Below are 19315 nucleotides of genomic sequence, written 5' to 3'. Positions count from 1 at the left end.
GCCGGCCCTGTCAGGGGACCCGCGGTCAGGGAACCAGCACGGTGCTCCCGGTGGTCCGGCGGCCCTCCAGGTCCCGATGCGCCTGCGCCGCCTCGGCGAGCGGATAACTCTGGCCCACCCGGACGTCGACGGTGCCGTCGGCGAGCGCACGGAAGTACTCGCCTGCGCGCCAGGCCAGTTCGGCGGGATCGGCGATGAAGTTCGCGAGGGTGGGACGGGTCACCGTCAGCGAACCGAGCGGGTTGAGCCGCTGCAGGTCGAACGGCGGCACCGGTCCGCTGGCCGCGCCGAACAACACCACCAGGCCGCGCACGGCCGCCGCGTGCAGCGACTGCTCGAAGGTCGCCGCGCCGACGCCGTCGTAGACCACCGGCACGCCGCGGCCGCCGGTCAGCTCCCGCACGCGTGCGGGCACGTCGTCGGTGTAGCGGAGCACCTCGGCCGCCCCGGCCGCGCGGGACAGCTGCTCTTTCCGGTCGCTGGAGACGGTGGTGATCACCCGCAGCCTGCGGGCGTGCGCCAGCTGGGTGAGGATCAGCCCCACACCGCCGGCGCCGGCGTGCACCAGCACGGTGTCGCCCGATTCGGGATGGGCGCTGCCGTCGAGCAGATAGTGGGCGGTGAGCCCGCGCAGCAGCGAGGAGCCCGCGACCTCGTAGGAGACGCCGTCGGGGACGGCGAGCGCGCGGTCGGCCGGCACGGCCACCAGCTCGGCATAGCTGCCGGGCACATTGCACCAGGCCACGCGTGCGCCCACCTCGAAGCCGGTGGTCCCCGGTCCCAGTGCCACCACCTCACCGGCGCCTTCGGAGCCGGGCGTATAGGGGAGGTCGACGGGATAGAGCCCGCCGCGGAAGTAGGTGTCGATGAAGTTCACCCCGGCCGCGTGCACCCGGACCAGAACTTCGCCGGGGCCCGGCTGCGGATCGGGCACCGGGCCGTAGGAGAGGACGTCCGGGCCGCCGGTGGAGGTCACACTGATCGCTCGCATGCCTCAGTCTGGCACGAGGTTATGATGGCACGCATGAGCGAACAGACCGAGCCGCAGACCGACACCGCCACCGAGGCGACGCCGAAGCCGGGCTTCGGAGTCGTCTCCTCGATCCGCAAGTACGTCGGAGAGGAAGACGGTTCGGCCAAGGCCGTGCTGCAACCGACCGGTGCCGCCGGAGTGCGCATCACCCTGGTCGGCGAGAAGAACGGCGTGCTGGCCGATCGCGTGGTCGCCGCCCTGGACGAGTCCGAGGACGTCGTGGCCGAGATCGAGGGCCTCGAGCGCGGCGAGTGGGACCGTGAGCTCACCTCCAAGGCCACCGTCACCCCGAAGCACTGGCGCAAGATGGCCGGCTGGGTGGCCCACCAGAAGCGCTTCCCTAAGGCGCGCAACCACAAGGTCGTCGACTACCGCTGACCCGAGGCGGACCGCCCCGGGGCCGATCGGGTCAGGCGGGGGTGAGGTCCCGGGTCCGTCCGGCCCGGGACGCCTCGAGCACCAGCACGGTGGCGCCGATCATCAACAGGGCCGACCCGAGCATGTGCAGAATCACCAACAGGATCGGCAGGCCGGTCGCGTACTGGACGTAGCCGATCACCCCCTGCAGGATCAGCAGCCCGCCGAACCAGAGGGCCGCGCGGCGCAGCGCCAGCCGGGCAATCACGGTCAGCAGGATGAGGGCGAACCCGGTGCCGACCAGCGTCCACACGGCGTCGCTGTGCAATTGGGTGGCCCACGCGGGATCGAGGTCGTTCCGGTGTGAGTTCTCGTCACCCGAGTGCGGACCGGAGCCGGTGACCACGGTGCCCAGATAGATGGTGACCCAGGTCAGGACATAGACGGTCCACGCAAGAGCGACGCCGAGTCGCGCGATCACCGAATCCCGCGGAATCAGCGCGTCGCCGTCGTCAGGCGGCGCGGAGCGGGCCGGACGCGTGCGGTGCACCAGCCACGTCGCGAGCGAGATGATCAGCATGGTCACCAGGAAGTGGAAGGCGACCACCCACGGATTCAGTTTGGTGAGCACCGTGATGCCGCCGATCACCGCCTGCAGCGGCACGCCGAGAGCCACACCCGTGGCCAGCCGCCGGGCCACCCGGTCGACGGGCCGGTAGCGCATCACGGCGAACCAGGTGGCGATGGCGATCGCCACCAGTACCCAGGTGAGCATGCGGTTCCCGAACTCGATCACGCCGTGATAGCTCAGGGGCGGGGTGTACTTTCCGTCGCCGCACTGCGGCCAGGTGGGGCAGCCGAGACCGGAGCCGGTCAAACGCACCGCGCCGCCGGTGACCACCAGCAGCACGTTGGCCGCCAGATCGGCGATGGCCCAGGCGTACAGGAAGCCGAGGGTGGGGGCGCGGAAGCCGAACCAGCCGCCGGGACCGGGATCGGTGGACGGACGGCTCACCGGAGGAGACGTAGTACTCATTCGAACTTGAACCACCTGACTGCGAGGACGGTGCCGACCACGGCCCAGACCAGAAGGACCACGACGCCGAAGACGTCGAAGGAGCTTTGTTCGGTGGCGCGCACCAGCGCGCCGGTGAGCGCACCGGACGGCGAACAGCGCACGAGCGCCCCGACCGCACCGGGGAGGTGTTCGTCGAAGACCACCAGGCCGGAGAAGGCCAGCAGCACGAACCAGATCAGGTTGCCCAGCGCCAGCACCACTTCGGCTTTCAGCGTGCCGCCGAGCAACAGCCCGAGCGTCGCGAAGGCCAGGGTGCCGATCGCGATCACCAGCACCCCGATGGCGAGCCCGGCTGGCGAGGGCCGCCACCCGAACGCGAAGCCGATGGCGCCGATGACGACCGCTTGCAACGCGACCACGATGATCACCGCTGCGGACTTGCCCGCGATGATGCCCCAGCGGGGGATGGGGGTGGCGCCGAGGCGTTTGAGCGCGCCGTAGCGGCGGTCGAAGCCGACGGCGATGGCCTGCCCGGTGAAGGCCGTCGACATCACCGCGACGGACAGGATCGCCGGCACGAAGCTGCCGGCCCGCGCGGCCGGGGTGTCACCGGCACTGGTCGCGATGGGGAGCAGGCACAGCCCGATCAGCAGGGTGATGGGGATGAACATGGTGAGCAGGAGCTGTTCGCCGTTGCGCAGCAGCAGCACCAGCTCCATGCGGGTCTGCGCGGCGAGCATGCGGGGCAGGGAGGCGGGCTGCGGAGCCGGGGCGAAGGTGCCGGGCGCGAAGCGGTTGGCGGCGGTCATGAACGCACCGCCAATCCGGTCAGGCTCAGGAAGACCTCTTCCAGGCTGACGTGGGCTGCGGTCAGCTCGGTCGCGAGGATGTTCTCATCGGCGCACCAGGCGGCCACCCGGGCGATGGACTGCGGCGTCACCGGTCCGATCACCGTGCAGGTGCTCGCACCGGCGGGTTCGCAGCGGTAGTCCGCGCCGAGTGCGATCGCCAGTGCCTCGGTGTCCACCGGTGTCGTCGTGACCAGTCGCAGGCGGTCCTGCGACTGGGCGCCGGTCAGATCGGCGGGCGTGCCGGAGGCCACCACCCGCCCGTGATCGATGATGACGATCTCGTCGGCGAGCTCCTCGGCCTCGTCGAGCAGGTGCGTGGTCAGCAGCACTGCGACGCCGTCGTCGCGCAACCGGGAGATCAGTTCCCACACCAGGATCCGCGCATGCGCGTCCAGGCCGGCGGTCGGCTCGTCCAGGAAGACCAGTTCCGGCCGGCCCACCAGTGCGCACGCCAGCGCCAGGCGCTGCTGCTGACCGCCGGACAGGCGCCGGTACGGTGTCGCGGCGCAGTCGGTGAGACCGAGGACCTCCAGCAGCCAGTCCGGGTCGAGCGGATCGGCGCTGTAGGCCGCGCACAGGCGCAGCATCTCGCCGGCCTTGGCCCCGGGATAGGCGCCGCCGCCCTGCAGCATCACGCCGATGCGCGCGCGGAGCCGATCGTTGTCGGAGATCGGATCCAGACCCAGGACGCGGACCTCTCCGGAGTCGGGGCGGGTGAAGCCCTCACAGATCTCCACCGTGGTGGTCTTGCCGGCACCGTTGGGGCCGAGCAGCGCGAGGATCTGTCCGCGCCGCAGTCGCAGGTCCAGTCCATCCACGGCGGTGGTGTCACCGAACCGCTTGACCAGACCCCGGACCGCGACGGCGGGCGCAGAAACGGGATCGAGGGGCACGCTGCCACCCTAAGCCCAGCGCACCGGCGATCGGCAGCCGGGTCAGGTCCTCCGCAGGTCGCGCGACCAGCGCCGGATCGGGTGGTCGAAGAAGAAGAACACGCTGGCCACAAGCATGAGCACCAGTCCGGTGGCCAGTCCCTGGATCACCACCGAAGGCGGGGTGTCCGAGCTGGTCGGCATCACCACGACCGCGATTATCGCCGAGATCACAACGGTCCCGACCCGGAACCAGCGAGTGGTGGCCCAGGCGGCCAGCGGAATGATCGCCCACAGCAGATACCAGGCCTGCACGAACGGGAAGAAGACCACGACCGTGGCCATCGAGATGCCCAGGCCGCCCAGCGGGTGGATACGTCCGGCGACGCAGGCCAGCAGCCAGCGGACGACGAAGATCGCGGCGATCAGCTGCCCGATGGGCCGGGCGACGTCGAGGATCGCCTGGGTCTGCTCGCCCAGCCCCAGCCACAGTCCCACGCGGCCGGCCACCACCGACAGCAGCGTGGGCATCGACATCCAGGAACGGACGATGCCGCCGGTGGACAGCGTCGAGGTCCAGCCGAATCCCAGGCCGGTGCCCAGACAGATCACCACCACCACGACGGCGGTCACCCCGCCGGTGACGACGGCGGAGGCGCTCAGCGCGGCTACCGCCGTCTTCGAGCGCGTCCACCACTGCCGCCACGGCGCGTTGCGCAGCGCCGGGAGGGTGGCGCCCCAGCGCCGGGCCAGCGCGACCCCGACGAAGCCGAGGGCCAGCATCGAGGTGACCTTGATCATCGCCGAGGCCGCGATCACCGCGATCCCGCCGATCAGCAGCCAGCCGGCCCTGGACGGCAACCACCTGCCCGACGCCCGCAACGGCGCCGACCCGTAAACGGCTTGGAAGCACCATTCGACGCCGACCAGCATCATGCCGATCATCAGGGCTTCGTTGTGGATGCCGCCGACCAGATGCAGGATCAGCAGCGGGTTCATGGCGCCGAGCCAGAGGGCCGCCACCGAGGACACGCCGCAACGGCGGGCCAGGCGGGGGAGCGCCCAGATGATCATCGCCACCCCGATCAGGGCGACGATCCGGTGCAATCCCACCGCGACGGTGATGTTGTCACCGGTGACCCGGGTGATCTGCTCGCCGACCCACAGGAACAGCGGCCCGTAGGGAGCGGGGGTGTCCTTCCAGAGGTTGGGCACCGAGAGCGTGAGGGGATGGTCGACGCCGAGCCCGCGCATCGGGCTGTAGGTGTACGGGTCCATGCCGCGGAAGCCGATGGCGCTCTGAGCGAGATAGGAGTAGACGTCCTTGCTCAGCAGCGGTGGCGCCAAGAGCAGCGGCACGATCCACATGAGCAGCGTCCGGTCGGCCTGAGCGCGCGACATGCGCCGCGCCGGGCTGCGGTCCTCGGCCACCTCGACGCCGTACCGGCCGATCGCATAGCGGCCGAGCAGGATCCAGGCGAGGACCAGCATCATCGTGCCGCCGATGGAGATGGTCAGCGCGGTGGAGAACATGCGCGCCGGCAGGGAGAGCACCCGCGTGCCGACGATCGGGTTCTGCAGAACCGGCATCATGCCGGTGCCGAGCGAGCCGATCAGGATCAGCACGGCACCGGTGGTGCCGAACAGCCGGATCCGCCGCAGGCGCTTGTTCTCGAGAGGATTGAGCGGACCGACCTCGCGCTCGTCGCCGTGCATCCGGGCCAGGGTCACACCGTAATCGCCGGTGGCGTCGATGTCGGTGTTCCGCGACGGCCGCGACAGGCCGAGGTGATCGAGCGCAGCGCGCACTCCGGGAACGTTCCGCACGCACCAGACTCTAGGGCATGGCACGCCGCGACCCGCGCCGGTCCGGCGCGGCGCCTCTTAGGTCACCCTTGCTGGAAGCCGGGGAATAATTACGTCACAATATTGTTGTGAAAAGCATGGACACCGGAAACTCGCTGCTCATCGAGCAGTTCGCGGACGGGCCTGGCGCAGACGGCCAGACCCGTGCCGCTGTGGTGTCCCTACTCATCGATCACGGCCCGCTGACCGCCGGCGACATCGCCGAGCGCCTGGGCATCAGTCCGGCCGGCGTACGACGTCATCTCGACATCCTGACCGCCGCCGGCGACGTGGAGACCGCCGCCCCCGGATTCGGCAAGGGCGGCCGCGGACGGCCCGCGAAGTGGTTTCAACTCAGTCCCACCGGGCGCGGCAAACTGCGGCACGCCTACGACGACCTGGCCGGCGCCGCACTGCGCAAACTGCGCGACATCGGCGGACAGCCCGCGGTCGAGGCCTTCGCCCGCGACCGCGTGGACGGTATGGTCGCGGACGTGGCCCCGGCCCGCGAAGGCGGCGACGTGGTCGCGACGGTCGAGGAGATCGCCGCCGCGCTGACCGGCGCCGGGTACTCTGCCAATGTCCGCGAGGTCGGCACCGGCGTCCAGATCTGCCAGCACCACTGCCCGGTGGCCCACGTGGCCACCGAGTTCCCCGAGCTCTGCGAAGCCGAGACCGCCCGTTTCACCGAACTCCTCGGCACGCATGTGCAGCGTCTGGCGACCATCGCCAACGGCGACTGCGTCTGCACCACCCACGTACCCCTGCATCCGATACCGGATGCGCCGCCCGGTGACGGATCAGCCGATCCGGACCCGAAGATCACAGCCCCCAACCCCGACGGAAAGGCCTCACGATGACGGTCACCGACCCCGCCGCGACCACCGCGCCGGCCCCGCTGTCCCAGGAAGAGACGATCGCGTCCTTCGACCGGTACGGCTACGGCTGGGCCGACAGCGATGCTGCGGGCGCCACCGCGCAGCGCGGCCTCTCCGAGGCCGTCGTGCGCGACATCTCGGGCAAGAAGAACGAGCCCGAGTGGATGCTCGAGCAGCGTCTCAAGGCGCTCCGTATCTTCGATCGCCAGCCGATGCCGCGATGGGGTGCCGACCTGGACGGCATCGACTTCGACAACATCAAGTACTTCGTGCGCTCCACCGAGAAGCAGGCCGAGTCGTGGGAGGACCTGCCCGAGGACATCAAGAACACCTACGACCGGCTGGGCATCCCGGAAGCGGAGAAGCAGCGCCTGGTCGCCGGTGTCGCCGCGCAGTACGAGTCCGAGGTGGTCTACCACCAGATCCGTGAGGACCTGGAGGAGAAGGGCGTGATCTTCCTCGACACCGACACCGGACTCAAGGAGCACCCCGAGCTGTTCCAGGAGTACTTCGGCAGCGTGATCCCCGCCGGTGACAACAAGTTCTCCGCGCTCAACACGTCGGTGTGGTCGGGCGGCTCGTTCATCTACGTGCCGCCGGGCGTGCACGTGGACATCCCGCTGCAGGCCTACTTCCGGATCAACACCGAGAACATGGGCCAGTTCGAGCGGACCCTGATCATCGTCGACGAGGGCGCCTACGTGCACTACGTCGAGGGCTGCACCGCGCCGATCTACAAGTCCGATTCGCTGCATTCGGCGGTCGTCGAGATCGTCGTCAAAAAGGGCGGACGCTGCCGCTACACGACCATCCAGAACTGGTCGAACAACGTCTACAACCTGGTGACCAAGCGCGCCAAGGCCGAGGCCGGCGCCACCATGGAGTGGGTCGACGGCAACATCGGCTCCAAGGTCACCATGAAGTACCCGGCCGTCTGGCTGACCGGCGAGCACGCCAAGGGCGAGGTCCTCTCGGTGGCCTTCTCCGGTCCGGGCCAGCACCAGGACACCGGCTCCAAGATGGTGCACCTGGCGCCGTACACGTCGAGCAACATCGTCTCCAAGTCGGTGGCGCGCGGCGGCGGCCGGTCCTCGTACCGCGGCCTGATCAAGATCAACCCGGGCGCCCACGGAAGCCGTTCGACGGTCAAGTGTGATGCGCTCCTGGTGGACCAGATCAGCCGCAGTGACACCTATCCGTACGTCGACATCCGCGAGGACGACGTCACCATGGGCCACGAAGCCACGGTCTCCAAGGTCAGCGACGATCAGCTCTTCTACCTGATGAGCCGCGGCCTGACCGAGGACGAGGCGATGGCCATGGTGGTGCGCGGCTTCGTGGAGCCGATCGCTAAGGAACTCCCCATGGAATACGCCCTGGAACTCAACCGGCTCATCGAGCTGCAGATGGAAGGATCAGTCGGCTGATGACGGCCCCCCGCGAAACCAGTACCGCCGCACCGGCCGCCCCGGTCGTCAACAAGGGCGAGTTGTTCACGTCCTTCGACGTCGACGCCTTCGAGGTGCCCAGCCAGCGTGAAGAGGCGTGGCGGTTCACCCCGTTCCGCCGGCTCCGCGGCCTGCACGACGGCACCGCACCGGCCACCGCATCGCCGGTGATCGAGATCGCCGGCATCGGCGAGGGCGTGCGCACCGAGACCGTGGCCCGCGGCGACGAGCGACTCGGCAAGGGCGGTGTGCCCTTCGATCGGGTTGCGGCCCAGGCCTTCTCGTCGTTCGGCGAGGCCACCGTCGTGACCATCGAGCGCGAAGCCCAGATCGCCGAGCCGGTCGTGATCACCATGACCGGTCCGGGCGAGGGCGAGGTGGCGTACTCGCATCTGCAGATTCACGCCGAGGCCTTCGCCAAAGCCACCGTGGTCCTCGATCAGCGCGGTGGCGGCACCGTCGGCGAGAACCTCGAGATCGTCGTCGACGACAGCGCGCACCTCACCGTGGTGAACGTGCACGACTGGGACGACGACGCCGTCCACGTCACCGCCCACCACATCGGCATGGGTCGCGACGCGGTGCTCCGGCACTTCGCGATCAGCCTCGGCGGCGAGACCGTACGCCTGTCCCCGCGCGTGCAGTACAACGCCCCCGGCGGCGACGCCGAACTGTGGGGTCTGTACTTCGCCGACGCCGGCCAGCATCTGGAGCAGCGCCTCCTGGTGGACCACTCGGCGCCGCACTGCCGCTCCCAGGTGGTCTATAAGGGCGCATTGCAGGGCGAGGTGGGCGGCACGCACAGCGGCGGCCACAACCGGCGCCGCGAGGCCCACACCGTGTGGATCGGCGACGTGCTGATCCGCCCGTCCGCCGAGGGCACCGACACCTACGAGCTCAACCGCAACCTGGTGCTCACCGACAACGCCCGCGCCGACTCGGTCCCCAATCTGGAGATCGAGACCGGCGAGATCGTGGGCGCCGGCCACGCCAGCGCCACCGGCCGCTTCGACGACGAGCAGCTGTTCTACCTGCAGTCGCGCGGCATTCCGGAGGACGAGGCCCGCCGCCTGGTGGTACGCGGTTTCTTCGGCGAGATCCTCGCGAAGATCGCCGTCCCCGAACTCCGCGAACGCCTCGAAGCAGCCATCGAAAAAGAACTCGAAATCGCCGGCGCCTGAGCGCCCTTCAGACCTGAGGAAGACCAACACTGTGAGCACTCTCGAAATCCGCGATCTGCACGTCGACGTCGCCCAGAGCGACACCGACGCCGAGCCGATCCACATCCTCAAGGGCGTGGACCTGACCATCGACTCGGACCAGACGCACGCCATCATGGGGCCCAACGGCTCCGGTAAGTCGACGCTGGCCTACGCCATCGCCGGACACCCCAAGTACGTCATCACCCAGGGAACGATCACCCTCGACGGCGAAGACGTGCTGGCCATGAGCGTGGACGAGCGCGCCCGCGCCGGCCTGTTCCTGGCCATGCAGTACCCGGTGGAGGTCCCCGGCGTCTCCACGTCGAACTTCCTGCGCAGCGCCGCCACGGCCGTGCGCGGCGAGGCACCGAAGCTGCGGCACTGGGTCAAGGAGACCAAGGAGGCGATGGCCGCTCTGGACGTCGACTCGGCCTTCGCCGAGCGCGGCGTCAACGAGGGCTTCTCCGGTGGCGAGAAGAAGCGCCTGGAGATCCTGCAGCTCGCTCTGCTGAAGCCGAAGATCGCGGTGCTCGACGAGACCGACTCCGGCCTGGACGTGGACGCACTGCGCGTGGTGGCCGAGGGCGTCAACCGCTACAAGGAGACCGAGCACGGCGGCGTCCTGCTGATCACGCACTACACGCGGATCCTGCGCTACATCAAGCCCGATCACGTGCACGTCTTCGTGGACGGCCGCATCGTGCAGTCGGGCGGTCCCGAGCTGGCCGACCAGCTGGAGGAGAGCGGCTACGAGCGCTTCACTTCGGCTGCCGCGGCCCAGTAGTCCGGTGACCGCGACGACCGGCCTGGACGTCACGGCGATCCGGGCGGACTTCCCGATCCTCGCGCGTACGGTGCGCGACGATCGGCCGCTGGTCTACCTCGATTCCGGGGCCACCTCGCAGCGTCCGCTGCAGGTGCTCGACGCCGAGCGCGATTTCCTGCTCAACCACAATGCGGCGGTGCACCGCGGTGCCCACCAGCTCGCCGAGGAGGCCACCGACGCCTACGAGCACGCTCGTGCGGTGATCGCCGGCTTCGTCGGCGTCGCGGTGGACGAGGTGGTGTTCACCAAGAACGCCACCGAGGCGCTGAACCTGGTGGCCTACGCGCTCGGCGACGAGCGCGCGGCCTCGGTCTTCGGCGGGAAGCCGCTGGGCCCCGGAGACACCGTGGTGGTCACCGAATTGGAGCACCACGCCAATCTGGTGCCGTGGCAGGAGCTGTGCCGGCGCACCGGTGCCACCCTGCGCTGGTACGGGGTCACCGACGACGGCCGGATCGATCTGGATTCGCTGACCCTCGACGAATCGGTGCGGATCGTCGCCTTCACCCACCAGTCCAATGTGACCGGTGCGGTGACCGACGTGGCCGAGCTGGTGGCGCGGGCCTCCGCGGTCGGGGCGATCACCGTCCTGGACGCCTGCCAGTCCGTGCCGCACATGCCGGTCGACTTCGCCGCCCTGGGCGTCGATTTCGCGGCCTTCTCCGGGCACAAGATGCTCGGGCCGTCCGGTGTCGGCGTGCTCTACGGGCGCGCGGACCTGCTGGCGCAGCTGCCCCCGTTCCTGACCGGCGGCTCGATGATCGAAACCGTCACCATGGAGGGCTCCACGTACGCGGCTCCGCCGCAGCGTTTCGAGGCCGGGGTGCCGATGACCTCGCAGGTGGTCGCGCTCGGTGCCGCCGTGGAGTACCTGGAGCGGATCGGCATGGACGCCGTGGCCGAGCACGAGCACCAGCTGGTGGTCCGCGCCCTGGACACGCTGAGCCGGATCGACGGACTGCGCCTGATCGGGCCGGCTGACCCCGAGAGCCGCGGCGGTGCCGTGTCCTTCGTGGTCGACGGCATTCACGCGCACGACCTCGGTCAGGTCCTCGACGACGAGGGCATCGCCATCCGGGTCGGCCACCACTGCGCGTGGCCGCTGCACCGCCGCCTCGGCGTCGCCGCGAGTGCGCGCGCGTCGTTCGCGCTGTACAACACCGCTGACGAGGTGGACGCGCTGGTCGCCGCGATCGGCCGGGCCCAGGAATTCTTCGGCACGACGGGGGAGCAGCGCTGATGCGGATGGAGCAGATGTACCAGGACGTGATCCTGGACCACTACAAGCACCCGCACGGCCGCGGCCTGCGGGATCCCTTCGACGCCGAGGTGCACCACGTCAACCCCACCTGTGGTGACGAGGTGACGCTGCGCGTGGCGGTGGACGACGGCGCCGTCGCCGACATCTCGTACGACGGCCAGGGCTGCTCCATCTCGCAGGCATCGACGTCGGTGCTCTTCGACCAGATCGTCGGGCTCCCGATCGATCAGGCGCTGGCCGCCGTAGACAACTACCAGGCGATGCTGACCTCCCGGGGCGCCGACACCGGCGACGAGGACGTGATCGGTGACGGCATCGCCTTCTCCGGTGTCAGCAAGTATCCGGCCCGCGTGAAGTGCGCGCTGCTCGGCTGGCTCGCCTTCAAAGACGCCCTCGCCCAGTCCGTCACCGCCGTCCCGGCGGAATGACCTTCGATCCAGGAGTGCTGAGATGACCGAAACCACACCGAGCGAGCCGCAGACTTCGCTGCCCACCGTCGACGACGTCGAAGAAGCCATGCGCGACGTGGTCGACCCCGAGCTGGGGATCAACGTCGTCGATCTGGGCCTGGTCTACGGCCTGAACATCGACGATGACGCCGCGGTCCGGGTCGACATGACGCTCACCTCGCCGGCCTGCCCGCTGACCGATGTCATCGAGGACCAGACCCGCGGGGCGCTGGTCGGCAGCGGGCTGTGCACCGATGTCGAGATCAACTGGGTCTGGCTGCCGCCGTGGGGGCCGGACAAGATCACCGACGACGGCCGTGAACAGCTGCGCGCCCTGGGCTTCACCGTCTGATCCCTGTGATAGTTTCACCCGCGTGAAGCCGTTTCTGCGCGTGGTGGCGCTGACGACTGCGGCAGTGCTCGCGGTCCTCAGCGGGGGTGGGCCCGCGTCCGCCGATCAATCGGATTCTGTGGCGAACCGGGTGGGCCCGTCACTGGTCTTCATCGAGACCGAGTTCACCGCGCGGGTGCAGGTCCCGTTCGTCACCGGGTCACGGTGGACCGACTCGCTGACGGTGACCGGGAACTGCACCGGTTACGTGGTGGATCCGGCCGGGTACGTCGCGACCGCCGGCCACTGCGTCAACAACAAGGACGAGTCCATCCTGAACTCCTTCCGGCAGCAGGCGGTCACCTTCGTCGCCCGCATCCAGGGCCGCGACCAGGCCTGGGTGTCCCGACTCTCGCAGCAGGCCTCCGAAGAGAAGTGGCCCGTCGCCGCCGAAGGCGTCACCGACGGAGCCTCCCGCGAGGTCCGGCTGCGGCAGCCGACCGGAGGCACGCAGGCGTTCCCGGACTGGACTCCGGTGGACGTGGTGGCCTTCCAGGATTTCGAGCAGGGCGACAACGCGGTGCTGAAGGTGGCCAATCCGCCGGACGGTCTGCGCGCACTGGTCGTCTCCGATCGCGCCCCCGAACCCGGCGAGGAGGTCGTCGCCGTCGGCTTCCCGGGCGCGGTCCAGTCGACCAACGAGTCCGAGGCGATCGCGCAACCGTCGTACAAGAACGGCACCGTGTCGTCGCGGCAGACCACCGGCAGCGGTCTGGTGCGCACTGAGATCTCGGCCGTGCTCGGCCGGGGTATGTCCGGCGGCCCGACCGTCGACGAGAACGCCCAGGTGATCGGCACCAACTCCGCGGGTGCCTCGCTGACCGACGAGCGCGCGTCCTTCAACTTCATCACCGACAACGTCGCGCTGCGCGGTTACCTGGAGCAGAACGGCGTGACGCTGGCGGCCCCGGAGCGCAAGTCCTCCTCGGTGAACATGTGGCTGTGGCTCGGGCCGTTGCTGGGCCTCGCCGTGCTGGTGCTGCTTGCGGTCGCTGCGTGGCTGCTCCTGCGCCGCCGTAAGCGGCCCGCCTCGAATGCCGGGCCGGCCGGCCCCGTCCCGCCCGGCCCCGTTCCCCCGTATCCCGGCGGCCCGTATCCCGGGCCGCAACAACCCGGGCCGCAGCGCGCCGCCGCTCAGCAGCCCGCTGTCCGGCGTCACGATGCCCGACAGCCGGGCGCCGGAGGATCCGCCGCGCCGTATCCCGGTGCGGCATCGCGGCCGGTTCAGCCCCCGGCCCGCCCCGGCCACTCCGGGCAGCCCGGGCGCTCGGCGCCGGCGGGGCCACCGTCCGGTGCGTCCGATCCGACCACGGTGCATCGCCGTCCGCAGCAGGCCGGCCAGTCGGTGCCTGCACCTCATGCGCGCCCGCACTCCCCACAACAACAGGCCCCACAGCAGCCCCCGACGCCGCAGACGCCGAAGACCCCGCCGGCCAAGCCGGAGCCGCCGCGGCCGGACCCCTCCGAATCTCAGCCGACGGTGCTCAATCAGCCGCTGCCGCCGCAGCCGCCCCGCAAGCCCGGCGATTCCCCACCTCCGGGGCAATCCGGGCCGCCCGGTCGACCCCACCGGTAGCCTCGTGGGGAATATCCGTTCCGGGCCGACGTTGAGGAAGACATGAGCACTATCGAACTGACCGGTGAAAATTTCGAGCAGACCGTTCTGGACAGCGAGATCGTCCTGGTCGACTTCTGGGCGGACTGGTGCGGCCCGTGCAAGCAGTTCGCACCCACCTTCGAATCCGCGTCCGACAAGTACGACGATCTGGTCTTCGGCAAGGTCGACACCGAGGCGCAGCAGCAGCTGGCCGCGGCCGCCAGCATCCGTTCCATTCCGACCCTGATGGTCTTCAAGAAGGGCCACCTGGTCTTCAACGAGGCCGGCGCCCTGCCGCCGCAGGCGCTGGACTCACTCGTGGAGCAGGTCAAGGCGCTCGACGTCGACAAGGCCATCGCCGAAGCCGAGGCCCAGAAAGGTCAGGCGGGGGAGTAGATCGCCCGCAGCGACTGCCGAAGCAGCCGGCGCCGCAGCGGAGCCGGCAAGGCACGCATCACCGCCCACATGGCGCCGGCCGTGTCGCGCAGCGAGCATCGATCGCCGAGGTAGGCGCGCTGGCGTGACATCGGCAGCGCGAAGAAGGTGTCGAAGAACACCGTCAGTTCCGGGCCGTCGAAGCCGAGCAGCACGCTGAGTCCGAGCATCCGCAGGCGGTGCGTCCAGCGCGCGGACGCCGGCCACAGAGCGTGAGCCGGGTCGTCTCCACGGCACAGAGCCCGCGCGAGCGGGTCGGCCGCACCGAGCGACGCGGCGATGCTGTAGCCGGTCGCCGGATGCATCAGCCCGCCTGCGGCGCCGAACCGCAGCGCCTCGTCGCCCCGGATCCGCCAGGGGGCGCCGTCCAGGTACAGGGGAAAATCGACCAGCTCGGTCCGGGTGCCGTCTGGAGTGCTGCCGTCCGGTGTGGTGAGCCGCTCGCCGTTCCGGCGGGCCAGCTCGTCCACTGACGGCGGGGGAGCACCGGCCAGGCACGTCTCCTCGACCAGCCGCTCACCGTCGCCCAGGTCGACGCGATAGCTGAAGCTGGGCGACGACGCGGGGGACCGGCTCCAGTCCATCAGCACCATTTCCGGTGCCGACTCCGACGGCACGGTGACACCGTAAGCGCGCTGTCGGGGTAGCGCCGCGCCCGCTCCCGCCGCTCCGCGGGCATCGATCACGTGCGTGGCGGCCAGTAGGCGGCCGTCGTCGAGCCGGACCGTGCGCGCAGTGATCTCGGTGATCCGCTGGGCCACCACCCGCGCCCCTGCCACGTCGAGTCGGCGCTGCAGGGCGGCGGTCGACAGGACGCCGTACGGCCGCGGGATCGCCCGACGTTGCGGCGTGTATACGACGAATTCCTCTGCCGCGCAGGCGATCACCTCATCGGCCCGCAGCCAGTGGGGGAGGTCGTCCAGAAAGAGGCCGATCGTCGCCGTCCACACCCGGTCCGGTTCCGGATCGACCACCGTCACCGCCGCGCCGTGCACCAGGGCGCGGTGGGCCAGCGCCCGGCCGGCGGGCCCGGCCCCGACCACCAGCAGATCGGTCACCCGCAGATCGGTCACATGCTGCCGGTGGCCAGCAGACCGCCGTCCACCCGCAGCGTCTCCCCGGTGATCCAGGAGGCCTGATCGCTCACCAGGAAGGCCACGGCCGCGGCGATGTCCTCCGGCGTGCCCAGCCGCTGCATCGGGTAGGCGCGTGCGGCCTGTTCCTCACCGGCGCCCACCAGCGCCTCGGCGAACTTCGTCTTCACGATGCCGGGGGCGATGGTGTTGACCCGGATCGACGGCGCCAACTGCCACGCGAGTTCCTCGGAGAGCCTGATCAGTGCCGCTTTGGAGGCGCCGTAGGCGGCGATCACCCCGGTGGAACGCAGGCCGGCGACCGAGGCGATGTTCACGATCGCCCCGCCCGAGGTGCCCATACCGGCGCGGTGCGCCTCCTGGATGTAGCCGAGCGCCGCCACCACATTGGTGTCGAAGAGTTTGCGCACCGCGTTCAGGTCGGCGTCGAGCAGTGAACCGAAAGTCGGATTGATACCGGTGTTGTTGACCAGGATCTCGATGCCGCCGGCGGCGACCGCGGCGGCGACGGCCTCGGCGCGGTGCTCCGCGTCACCGGTGTTTCCGGCCACCGCGGTGACCCGTGCCTGCGGCACGGCCTCCCGGATCGAGGCGGCGGCCGCTTCGAGCGGTTCGGGTTTGCGGCCGGTGATGGTGACCGCCGCGCCGCGGGCGGCCAGCTCGGTCGCGATCGACAGGCCGATGCCGCGGCTGGCACCGGTGATCAGGGCGGATTTTCCGGACAGGGGACGGGTGGCATCGCTCATGCCCCCAGCCTAGTGCCGCTCCGGCTGTCTTCCGGGCAGCTGCCGGGCACGTGTGCCGCGATGAGCCCGCCGCGGACCGCGGGGGACGAGTAGCTGCGGGCTGTGGGCACCGTCGCACGATTTCGGGGGCGCCGGGCCCGCCGGTAGCATTGCTCGTCGTGATCACCGCGACCGACCTGGAAGTTCGAGCGGGCGCCCGAACCCTGTTGTCGGCGCCCGGTGACGCCCTGCGCATCGCCCCCGGCGACCGGATCGGCCTGGTGGGTCGCAACGGTGCGGGCAAGACCACCAGCCTTCGTATCCTGGCCGGTGAAACCGAGCCCTACGCCGGCACCGTCCGGCGCAGCGGCCCTCTCGGCTACCTGCCGCAGGATCCGCGGGAGGGCGATCTGTCGGTCCTCGCCAAAGACCGGGTGCTGTCCGCGCGCGGCCTGGATCAGATCTTGGCGCAGATGGCCAAACAACAGGCCATCATGGCCGAGACCGCCGACGACAAGAAGCTCGATCAGGCGATCGCCAAGTACGCTCGCCTCGAAGAGCGTTTCGGCACCCTCGGCGGCTACCTCGCCGAATCGGAGGCCGCCCGGATCTGCAGCAATTTGGGCCTGCCCGACCGGGTCCTGGAGCAGGAGCTGCGAACGCTCTCCGGTGGACAACGCCGCCGCGTGGAACTGGCACGTATCCTGTTCGCGGCCTCGGACGGCTCAGGAAAATCGGACACCACGCTGCTGCTCGACGAGCCCACCAACCACCTCGATGCCGACTCCATCACCTGGCTGCGGAGCTTTCTGCAGAACCATGAGGGCGGCCTGGTGGTGATCAGCCACGACGTCGAGCTGCTGGCCGACGTGGTGAACCGGGTCTGGTTCCTGGACGCGGTACGCGGCGAAGCCGACGTCTACAACATGGGCTGGCAGCGCTATCTGGATCAGCGTGCCACCGACGAGCAGCGCCGCCGGCGCGAACGCGCCAACGCCGAGAAGAAGGCCGGTGCGCTGCGCACGCAGGCCGCCAAACTGGGCGCCAAGGCGACCAAGGCCACCGCGGCGCAGCAGATGCTCAAGCGCGCCGAGAAGATGATGGACGAGCTGGAGGAGGAGCGCGTCGCCGACCGCACCGCCAAGATCCGGTTCCCCGAACCGGCGGCCTGCGGCAAGACCCCGCTCACCGCGACCGGCCTGACGAAGGTCTACGGCTCCCTGGAGATCTTCACCGGAGTCGACCTGGCGGTCGACAAGGGCAGCCGCGTGGTGGTCCTCGGGCTGAACGGCGCGGGCAAGACCACCCTGCTGCGCCTGCTGGCCGGCACCGAGAAGCCCGACCGGGGCATGATCGAGCCGGGTTACGGCCTCAAGCTCGGCTATTTCGCGCAGGAGCACGACACCCTCGACGACGCCGCCTCGGTGTGGGAGAACATCCGCCACGCCGCGCCGGACGCGGGGGAGCAGGATCTGCGCGGGTTGCTCGGCGCGTTCATGTTCTCCGGACCGCAACTGGAACAGCCGGCCGGCACCCTCTCCGGCGGTGAGAAGACCCGACTGGCCCTGGCCGGGCTGGTGTCTTCGGCGGCCAACGTGCTGCTCCTGGACGAGCCGACCAACAACCTGGACCCGATCTCCCGCGAACAGGTGCTCGAGGCCCTGCGCAGCTACACCGGCGCCGTGGTCCTGGTGACGCACGACCCGGGCGCGGCTGCCGCGCTGGATCCGCAACGGGTGATCCTGCTGCCCGACGGCACCGAGGATCACTGGTCCGACGAGTACCAGGAGATCATCGAACTCGCCTGAGCTCAGTCGGGTGCGGCGAAGACCACGATATTGTCCCGATACCCCAGGGGCGGACCGACGAAGGGGCCCCCGCACGTCACCAGCGCCAGGGTTTCGGGGCCGTCGAGCCGGTTGAGCTCGTCGACCGGCAGCCCGCCTTCTTTGGCGACCGCCCCGGCCCGGGTGACCTGATAGCGATGAGCGCTCTGGTCGTTGCTAGTCAGCGTGACGGTGTCGCCGGGCTTCAGCGACGTGAAGTGTGCGGCGAAACCGGTGCCCAGATCGATGTCGTCGACGTGGCCGGTCACCACGATGGTGCCCGCCCCCGATCCGGGCTCGGCCGATCCGGCCCACCAGCCCAGCTGATCGATCTCCTTGGGCGGCAACAAGACTCCGTCCTGATCGGTCTCGACGGCAAGAATCTGGGCCGAGTCGCCGCCGAGGGTCAACCGGACCGGGGCACTGCCGTGCCCGGCCTCGGCGAGCACCGGCGGGGGTAGCGACTCCTGGGCTCCAGTCTGCGTGGGTGCCTGCTGCTCGGTGGCGCAGCCGCCGAGCAGGACGACAGTCGCCGCGAAGACAGCGGCGGCGACCGCACGTACCGGACGGGCCCTCACCGCGTGCGGCCCGACGGGATCGACTGAATCGGCACTCGTCCGGCGGAGCCGGAGACCGGCTGCAGTTCGAAGACCACATCGACGGTCTCCCCGGCCTTCACGACGCCGTCCGTGTGCCAGCCGGAGACCAGCCGATAGCCGGCCGGGATGCCCAGGAGCGCCACCCGGTAGTGACCGGCGGGCAGAGTCACCGAGGCCGGCAGTGGGAGGTTCTGCGGTCCGTCGTCGTAGAGGTACAGCCGGACGTCCGCGCCCGGCACGTCCGCTCCGGTGGTCACGTCGACGGCCCGGATGTTCATGATGCCGTGGTAGTTCGGCGTCGTCGGCGGCGGCTCGACGGTGCTCGTCGGCGAGGTGGTGGAGGTCGGGGACGTAGGAGTACTGGTCGGCGTCGTGCTGCTGGTGCTGGTCGGGCTGGTGCTGGTCGCCGTCGTCTCCGGGTCGCTGTCGTCGGCCGGCGTCACCGTCTCGGAGGTGCCGGTCGCCTCCGTGTCGGAGGTGTCGTCGGCGGCGGCCGGCCCGGCGAAACCGGTACCGAGGACCAGGACGAGAGCGGCGCAGGAGGCGAGAAGCCGACCCGATGATGTGCGGAACACAGGTGTGCTCGTTTCTCCCCGACCCGAGGCAGT

20 protein-coding genes are annotated in these 19315 nt (G+C 70.0%); 11 read left to right on the top strand and 9 right to left on the bottom strand.

Annotated features, from left to right (window positions below):
- Nucleotides 1-25: 25 nt before the first annotated feature.
- Nucleotides 26-991: a quinone oxidoreductase family protein gene (locus ABD732_RS17770; protein WP_344785979.1), complete on the bottom strand. Its 966-nt coding sequence runs from the start codon at nt 989-991 to the stop codon at nt 26-28.
- Between the two features lie 33 nt (nt 992-1024).
- Between ABD732_RS17770 and ABD732_RS17765 the strand changes: the two genes are divergently transcribed.
- The gene (locus ABD732_RS17765; RefSeq protein ID WP_344785977.1) at nt 1025-1411 is read left to right on the top strand and encodes a hypothetical protein; all 387 of its coding nucleotides are present in this window, start codon (nt 1025-1027) and stop codon (nt 1409-1411) included.
- Between the two features lie 31 nt (nt 1412-1442).
- On the opposite strand, the gene ABD732_RS17760 is transcribed toward ABD732_RS17765, so the two are convergent.
- From ABD732_RS17760 to mptB, 4 genes are read right to left on the bottom strand one after another with little or no spacing between them, the layout of a single operon-like run.
- Complete coding sequence (locus ABD732_RS17760) at nt 1443-2426, bottom strand: COX15/CtaA family protein (protein WP_425553088.1); 984 nt, start codon at nt 2424-2426, stop codon at nt 1443-1445.
- A complete protein-coding gene (locus tag ABD732_RS17755; RefSeq protein ID WP_344785973.1) occupies nt 2423-3217 on the bottom strand; it encodes an ABC transporter permease in 795 nt (264 codons plus the stop codon). Before ABD732_RS17755 ends, ABD732_RS17760 begins: the two co-directional genes overlap by 4 nt.
- Nucleotides 3214-4152 carry an ABC transporter ATP-binding protein gene (locus tag ABD732_RS17750; RefSeq protein WP_344785971.1) on the bottom strand — a complete coding sequence of 313 codons (939 nt, stop codon included), beginning with the start codon at nt 4150-4152 and terminating at the stop codon, nt 3214-3216. Before ABD732_RS17750 ends, ABD732_RS17755 begins: the two co-directional genes overlap by 4 nt.
- 42 nt (nt 4153-4194) lie before the next feature.
- Nucleotides 4195-5958, bottom strand: coding sequence for a polyprenol phosphomannose-dependent alpha 1,6 mannosyltransferase MptB (mptB, locus tag ABD732_RS17745; RefSeq protein WP_344785969.1), 1764 nt, complete (start codon nt 5956-5958; stop codon nt 4195-4197).
- Between the two features lie 116 nt (nt 5959-6074).
- On the opposite strand from mptB, the gene ABD732_RS17740 reads away from it, so the two are divergent.
- From ABD732_RS17740 to trxA, 9 genes are read left to right on the top strand one after another with little or no spacing between them, the layout of a single operon-like run.
- Nucleotides 6075-6836, top strand: a complete 762-nt coding sequence (locus tag ABD732_RS17740; RefSeq protein ID WP_344786031.1) for a helix-turn-helix transcriptional regulator — start codon at nt 6075-6077, stop codon at nt 6834-6836.
- On the top strand, nt 6833-8281 hold the full coding sequence (gene sufB, locus ABD732_RS17735; RefSeq protein ID WP_344785967.1) for a Fe-S cluster assembly protein SufB: 1449 nt from the start codon (nt 6833-6835) through the stop codon (nt 8279-8281). The genes ABD732_RS17740 and sufB overlap by 4 nt, the downstream gene beginning before the upstream one ends.
- Nucleotides 8281-9483 (top strand): Fe-S cluster assembly protein SufD, encoded by a 1203-nt coding sequence (gene sufD / locus ABD732_RS17730; RefSeq protein ID WP_344785965.1) that lies wholly within the window; start codon nt 8281-8283, stop codon nt 9481-9483. The genes sufB and sufD overlap by 1 nt, the downstream gene beginning before the upstream one ends.
- Before the next feature lie 31 nt (nt 9484-9514).
- Entirely contained in the window at nt 9515-10288 is a 774-nt protein-coding gene (gene sufC / locus ABD732_RS17725; RefSeq protein WP_344785963.1) for a Fe-S cluster assembly ATPase SufC, read from the top strand.
- Between the two features lie 4 nt (nt 10289-10292).
- Complete coding sequence (locus ABD732_RS17720; RefSeq protein ID WP_344785961.1) at nt 10293-11570, top strand: cysteine desulfurase; 1278 nt, start codon at nt 10293-10295, stop codon at nt 11568-11570.
- Nucleotides 11570-12019, top strand: a complete 450-nt coding sequence (gene sufU, locus ABD732_RS17715) for a Fe-S cluster assembly sulfur transfer protein SufU (RefSeq protein WP_344785959.1) — start codon at nt 11570-11572, stop codon at nt 12017-12019. Before ABD732_RS17720 ends, sufU begins: the two co-directional genes overlap by 1 nt.
- Nucleotides 12020-12041: 22 nt before the next feature.
- Nucleotides 12042-12392, top strand: a complete 351-nt coding sequence (locus ABD732_RS17710) for a metal-sulfur cluster assembly factor (RefSeq protein ID WP_344785957.1) — start codon at nt 12042-12044, stop codon at nt 12390-12392.
- A gap of 22 nt (nt 12393-12414) precedes the next feature.
- Nucleotides 12415-14007 (top strand): S1 family peptidase, encoded by a 1593-nt coding sequence (locus ABD732_RS17705; RefSeq protein ID WP_344785955.1) that lies wholly within the window; start codon nt 12415-12417, stop codon nt 14005-14007.
- A 42-nt stretch (nt 14008-14049) separates the two neighbouring features.
- The gene (gene trxA, locus ABD732_RS17700; protein WP_344785953.1) at nt 14050-14424 is read left to right on the top strand and encodes a thioredoxin; all 375 of its coding nucleotides are present in this window, start codon (nt 14050-14052) and stop codon (nt 14422-14424) included.
- Here the strand turns inward: trxA and ABD732_RS17695 are convergent.
- Complete coding sequence (locus tag ABD732_RS17695) at nt 14409-15536, bottom strand: lycopene cyclase family protein (protein ID WP_344785951.1); 1128 nt, start codon at nt 15534-15536, stop codon at nt 14409-14411. The two genes, trxA and ABD732_RS17695, sit on opposite strands and share 16 nt — an antisense overlap.
- Nucleotides 15533-16303, bottom strand: a complete 771-nt coding sequence (locus ABD732_RS17690) for an SDR family oxidoreductase (protein WP_344785949.1) — start codon at nt 16301-16303, stop codon at nt 15533-15535. Before ABD732_RS17690 ends, ABD732_RS17695 begins: the two co-directional genes overlap by 4 nt.
- A 158-nt stretch (nt 16304-16461) precedes the next feature.
- On the opposite strand from ABD732_RS17690, the gene ABD732_RS17685 reads away from it, so the two are divergent.
- The gene (locus tag ABD732_RS17685) at nt 16462-18090 is read left to right on the top strand and encodes an ABC-F family ATP-binding cassette domain-containing protein (protein ID WP_344785946.1); all 1629 of its coding nucleotides are present in this window, start codon (nt 16462-16464) and stop codon (nt 18088-18090) included.
- Nucleotides 18091-18092: 2 nt separating this feature from the next.
- Here ABD732_RS17685 and ABD732_RS17680 read toward each other — a convergent pair whose 3' ends face one another.
- The gene (locus ABD732_RS17680; protein ID WP_344785944.1) at nt 18093-18686 is read right to left on the bottom strand and encodes a class F sortase; all 594 of its coding nucleotides are present in this window, start codon (nt 18684-18686) and stop codon (nt 18093-18095) included.
- Nucleotides 18683-19282 carry a hypothetical protein gene (locus tag ABD732_RS17675; RefSeq protein WP_344785942.1) on the bottom strand — a complete coding sequence of 200 codons (600 nt, stop codon included), beginning with the start codon at nt 19280-19282 and terminating at the stop codon, nt 18683-18685. The genes ABD732_RS17680 and ABD732_RS17675 overlap by 4 nt, the downstream gene beginning before the upstream one ends.
- Between the last annotated feature and the right edge of the window lie 33 nt (nt 19283-19315).

Origin of the sequence: Gordonia caeni (assembly GCF_039537105.1) — a bacterium.
In the GTDB taxonomy this organism is placed as follows: Bacteria; Actinomycetota; Actinomycetes; order Mycobacteriales; family Mycobacteriaceae; genus Gordonia; species Gordonia caeni.
Note: the sequence above shows the minus strand (reverse complement) of the source record. Positions and strands in the feature narration are given on the sequence as shown.

Bases quoted from the DNA above. Each gene is read 5' to 3' on its own strand.
- ABD732_RS17770 (WP_344785979.1), bottom strand. From the start codon at position 991: ATGCGAGCGATCAGTGTGACCTCCACCGGCGGCCCGGACGTCCTCTCC.
- ABD732_RS17765 (WP_344785977.1), top strand. From the start codon at position 1,025: ATGAGCGAACAGACCGAGCCGCAGACCGACACCGCCACCGAGGCGACG.
- ABD732_RS17760 (WP_425553088.1), bottom strand. From the start codon at position 2,426: ATGAGTACTACGTCTCCTCCGGTGAGCCGTCCGTCCACCGATCCCGGT.
- ABD732_RS17755 (WP_344785973.1), bottom strand. From the start codon at position 3,217: ATGACCGCCGCCAACCGCTTCGCGCCCGGCACCTTCGCCCCGGCTCCG.
- ABD732_RS17740 (WP_344786031.1), top strand. From the start codon at position 6,075: ATGGACACCGGAAACTCGCTGCTCATCGAGCAGTTCGCGGACGGGCCT.
- sufB (WP_344785967.1), top strand. From the start codon at position 6,833: ATGACGGTCACCGACCCCGCCGCGACCACCGCGCCGGCCCCGCTGTCC.
- sufD (WP_344785965.1), top strand. From the start codon at position 8,281: ATGACGGCCCCCCGCGAAACCAGTACCGCCGCACCGGCCGCCCCGGTC.
- sufU (WP_344785959.1), top strand. From the start codon at position 11,570: ATGCGGATGGAGCAGATGTACCAGGACGTGATCCTGGACCACTACAAG.
- ABD732_RS17710 (WP_344785957.1), top strand. From the start codon at position 12,042: ATGACCGAAACCACACCGAGCGAGCCGCAGACTTCGCTGCCCACCGTC.
- trxA (WP_344785953.1), top strand. From the start codon at position 14,050: ATGAGCACTATCGAACTGACCGGTGAAAATTTCGAGCAGACCGTTCTG.
- ABD732_RS17690 (WP_344785949.1), bottom strand. From the start codon at position 16,303: ATGAGCGATGCCACCCGTCCCCTGTCCGGAAAATCCGCCCTGATCACC.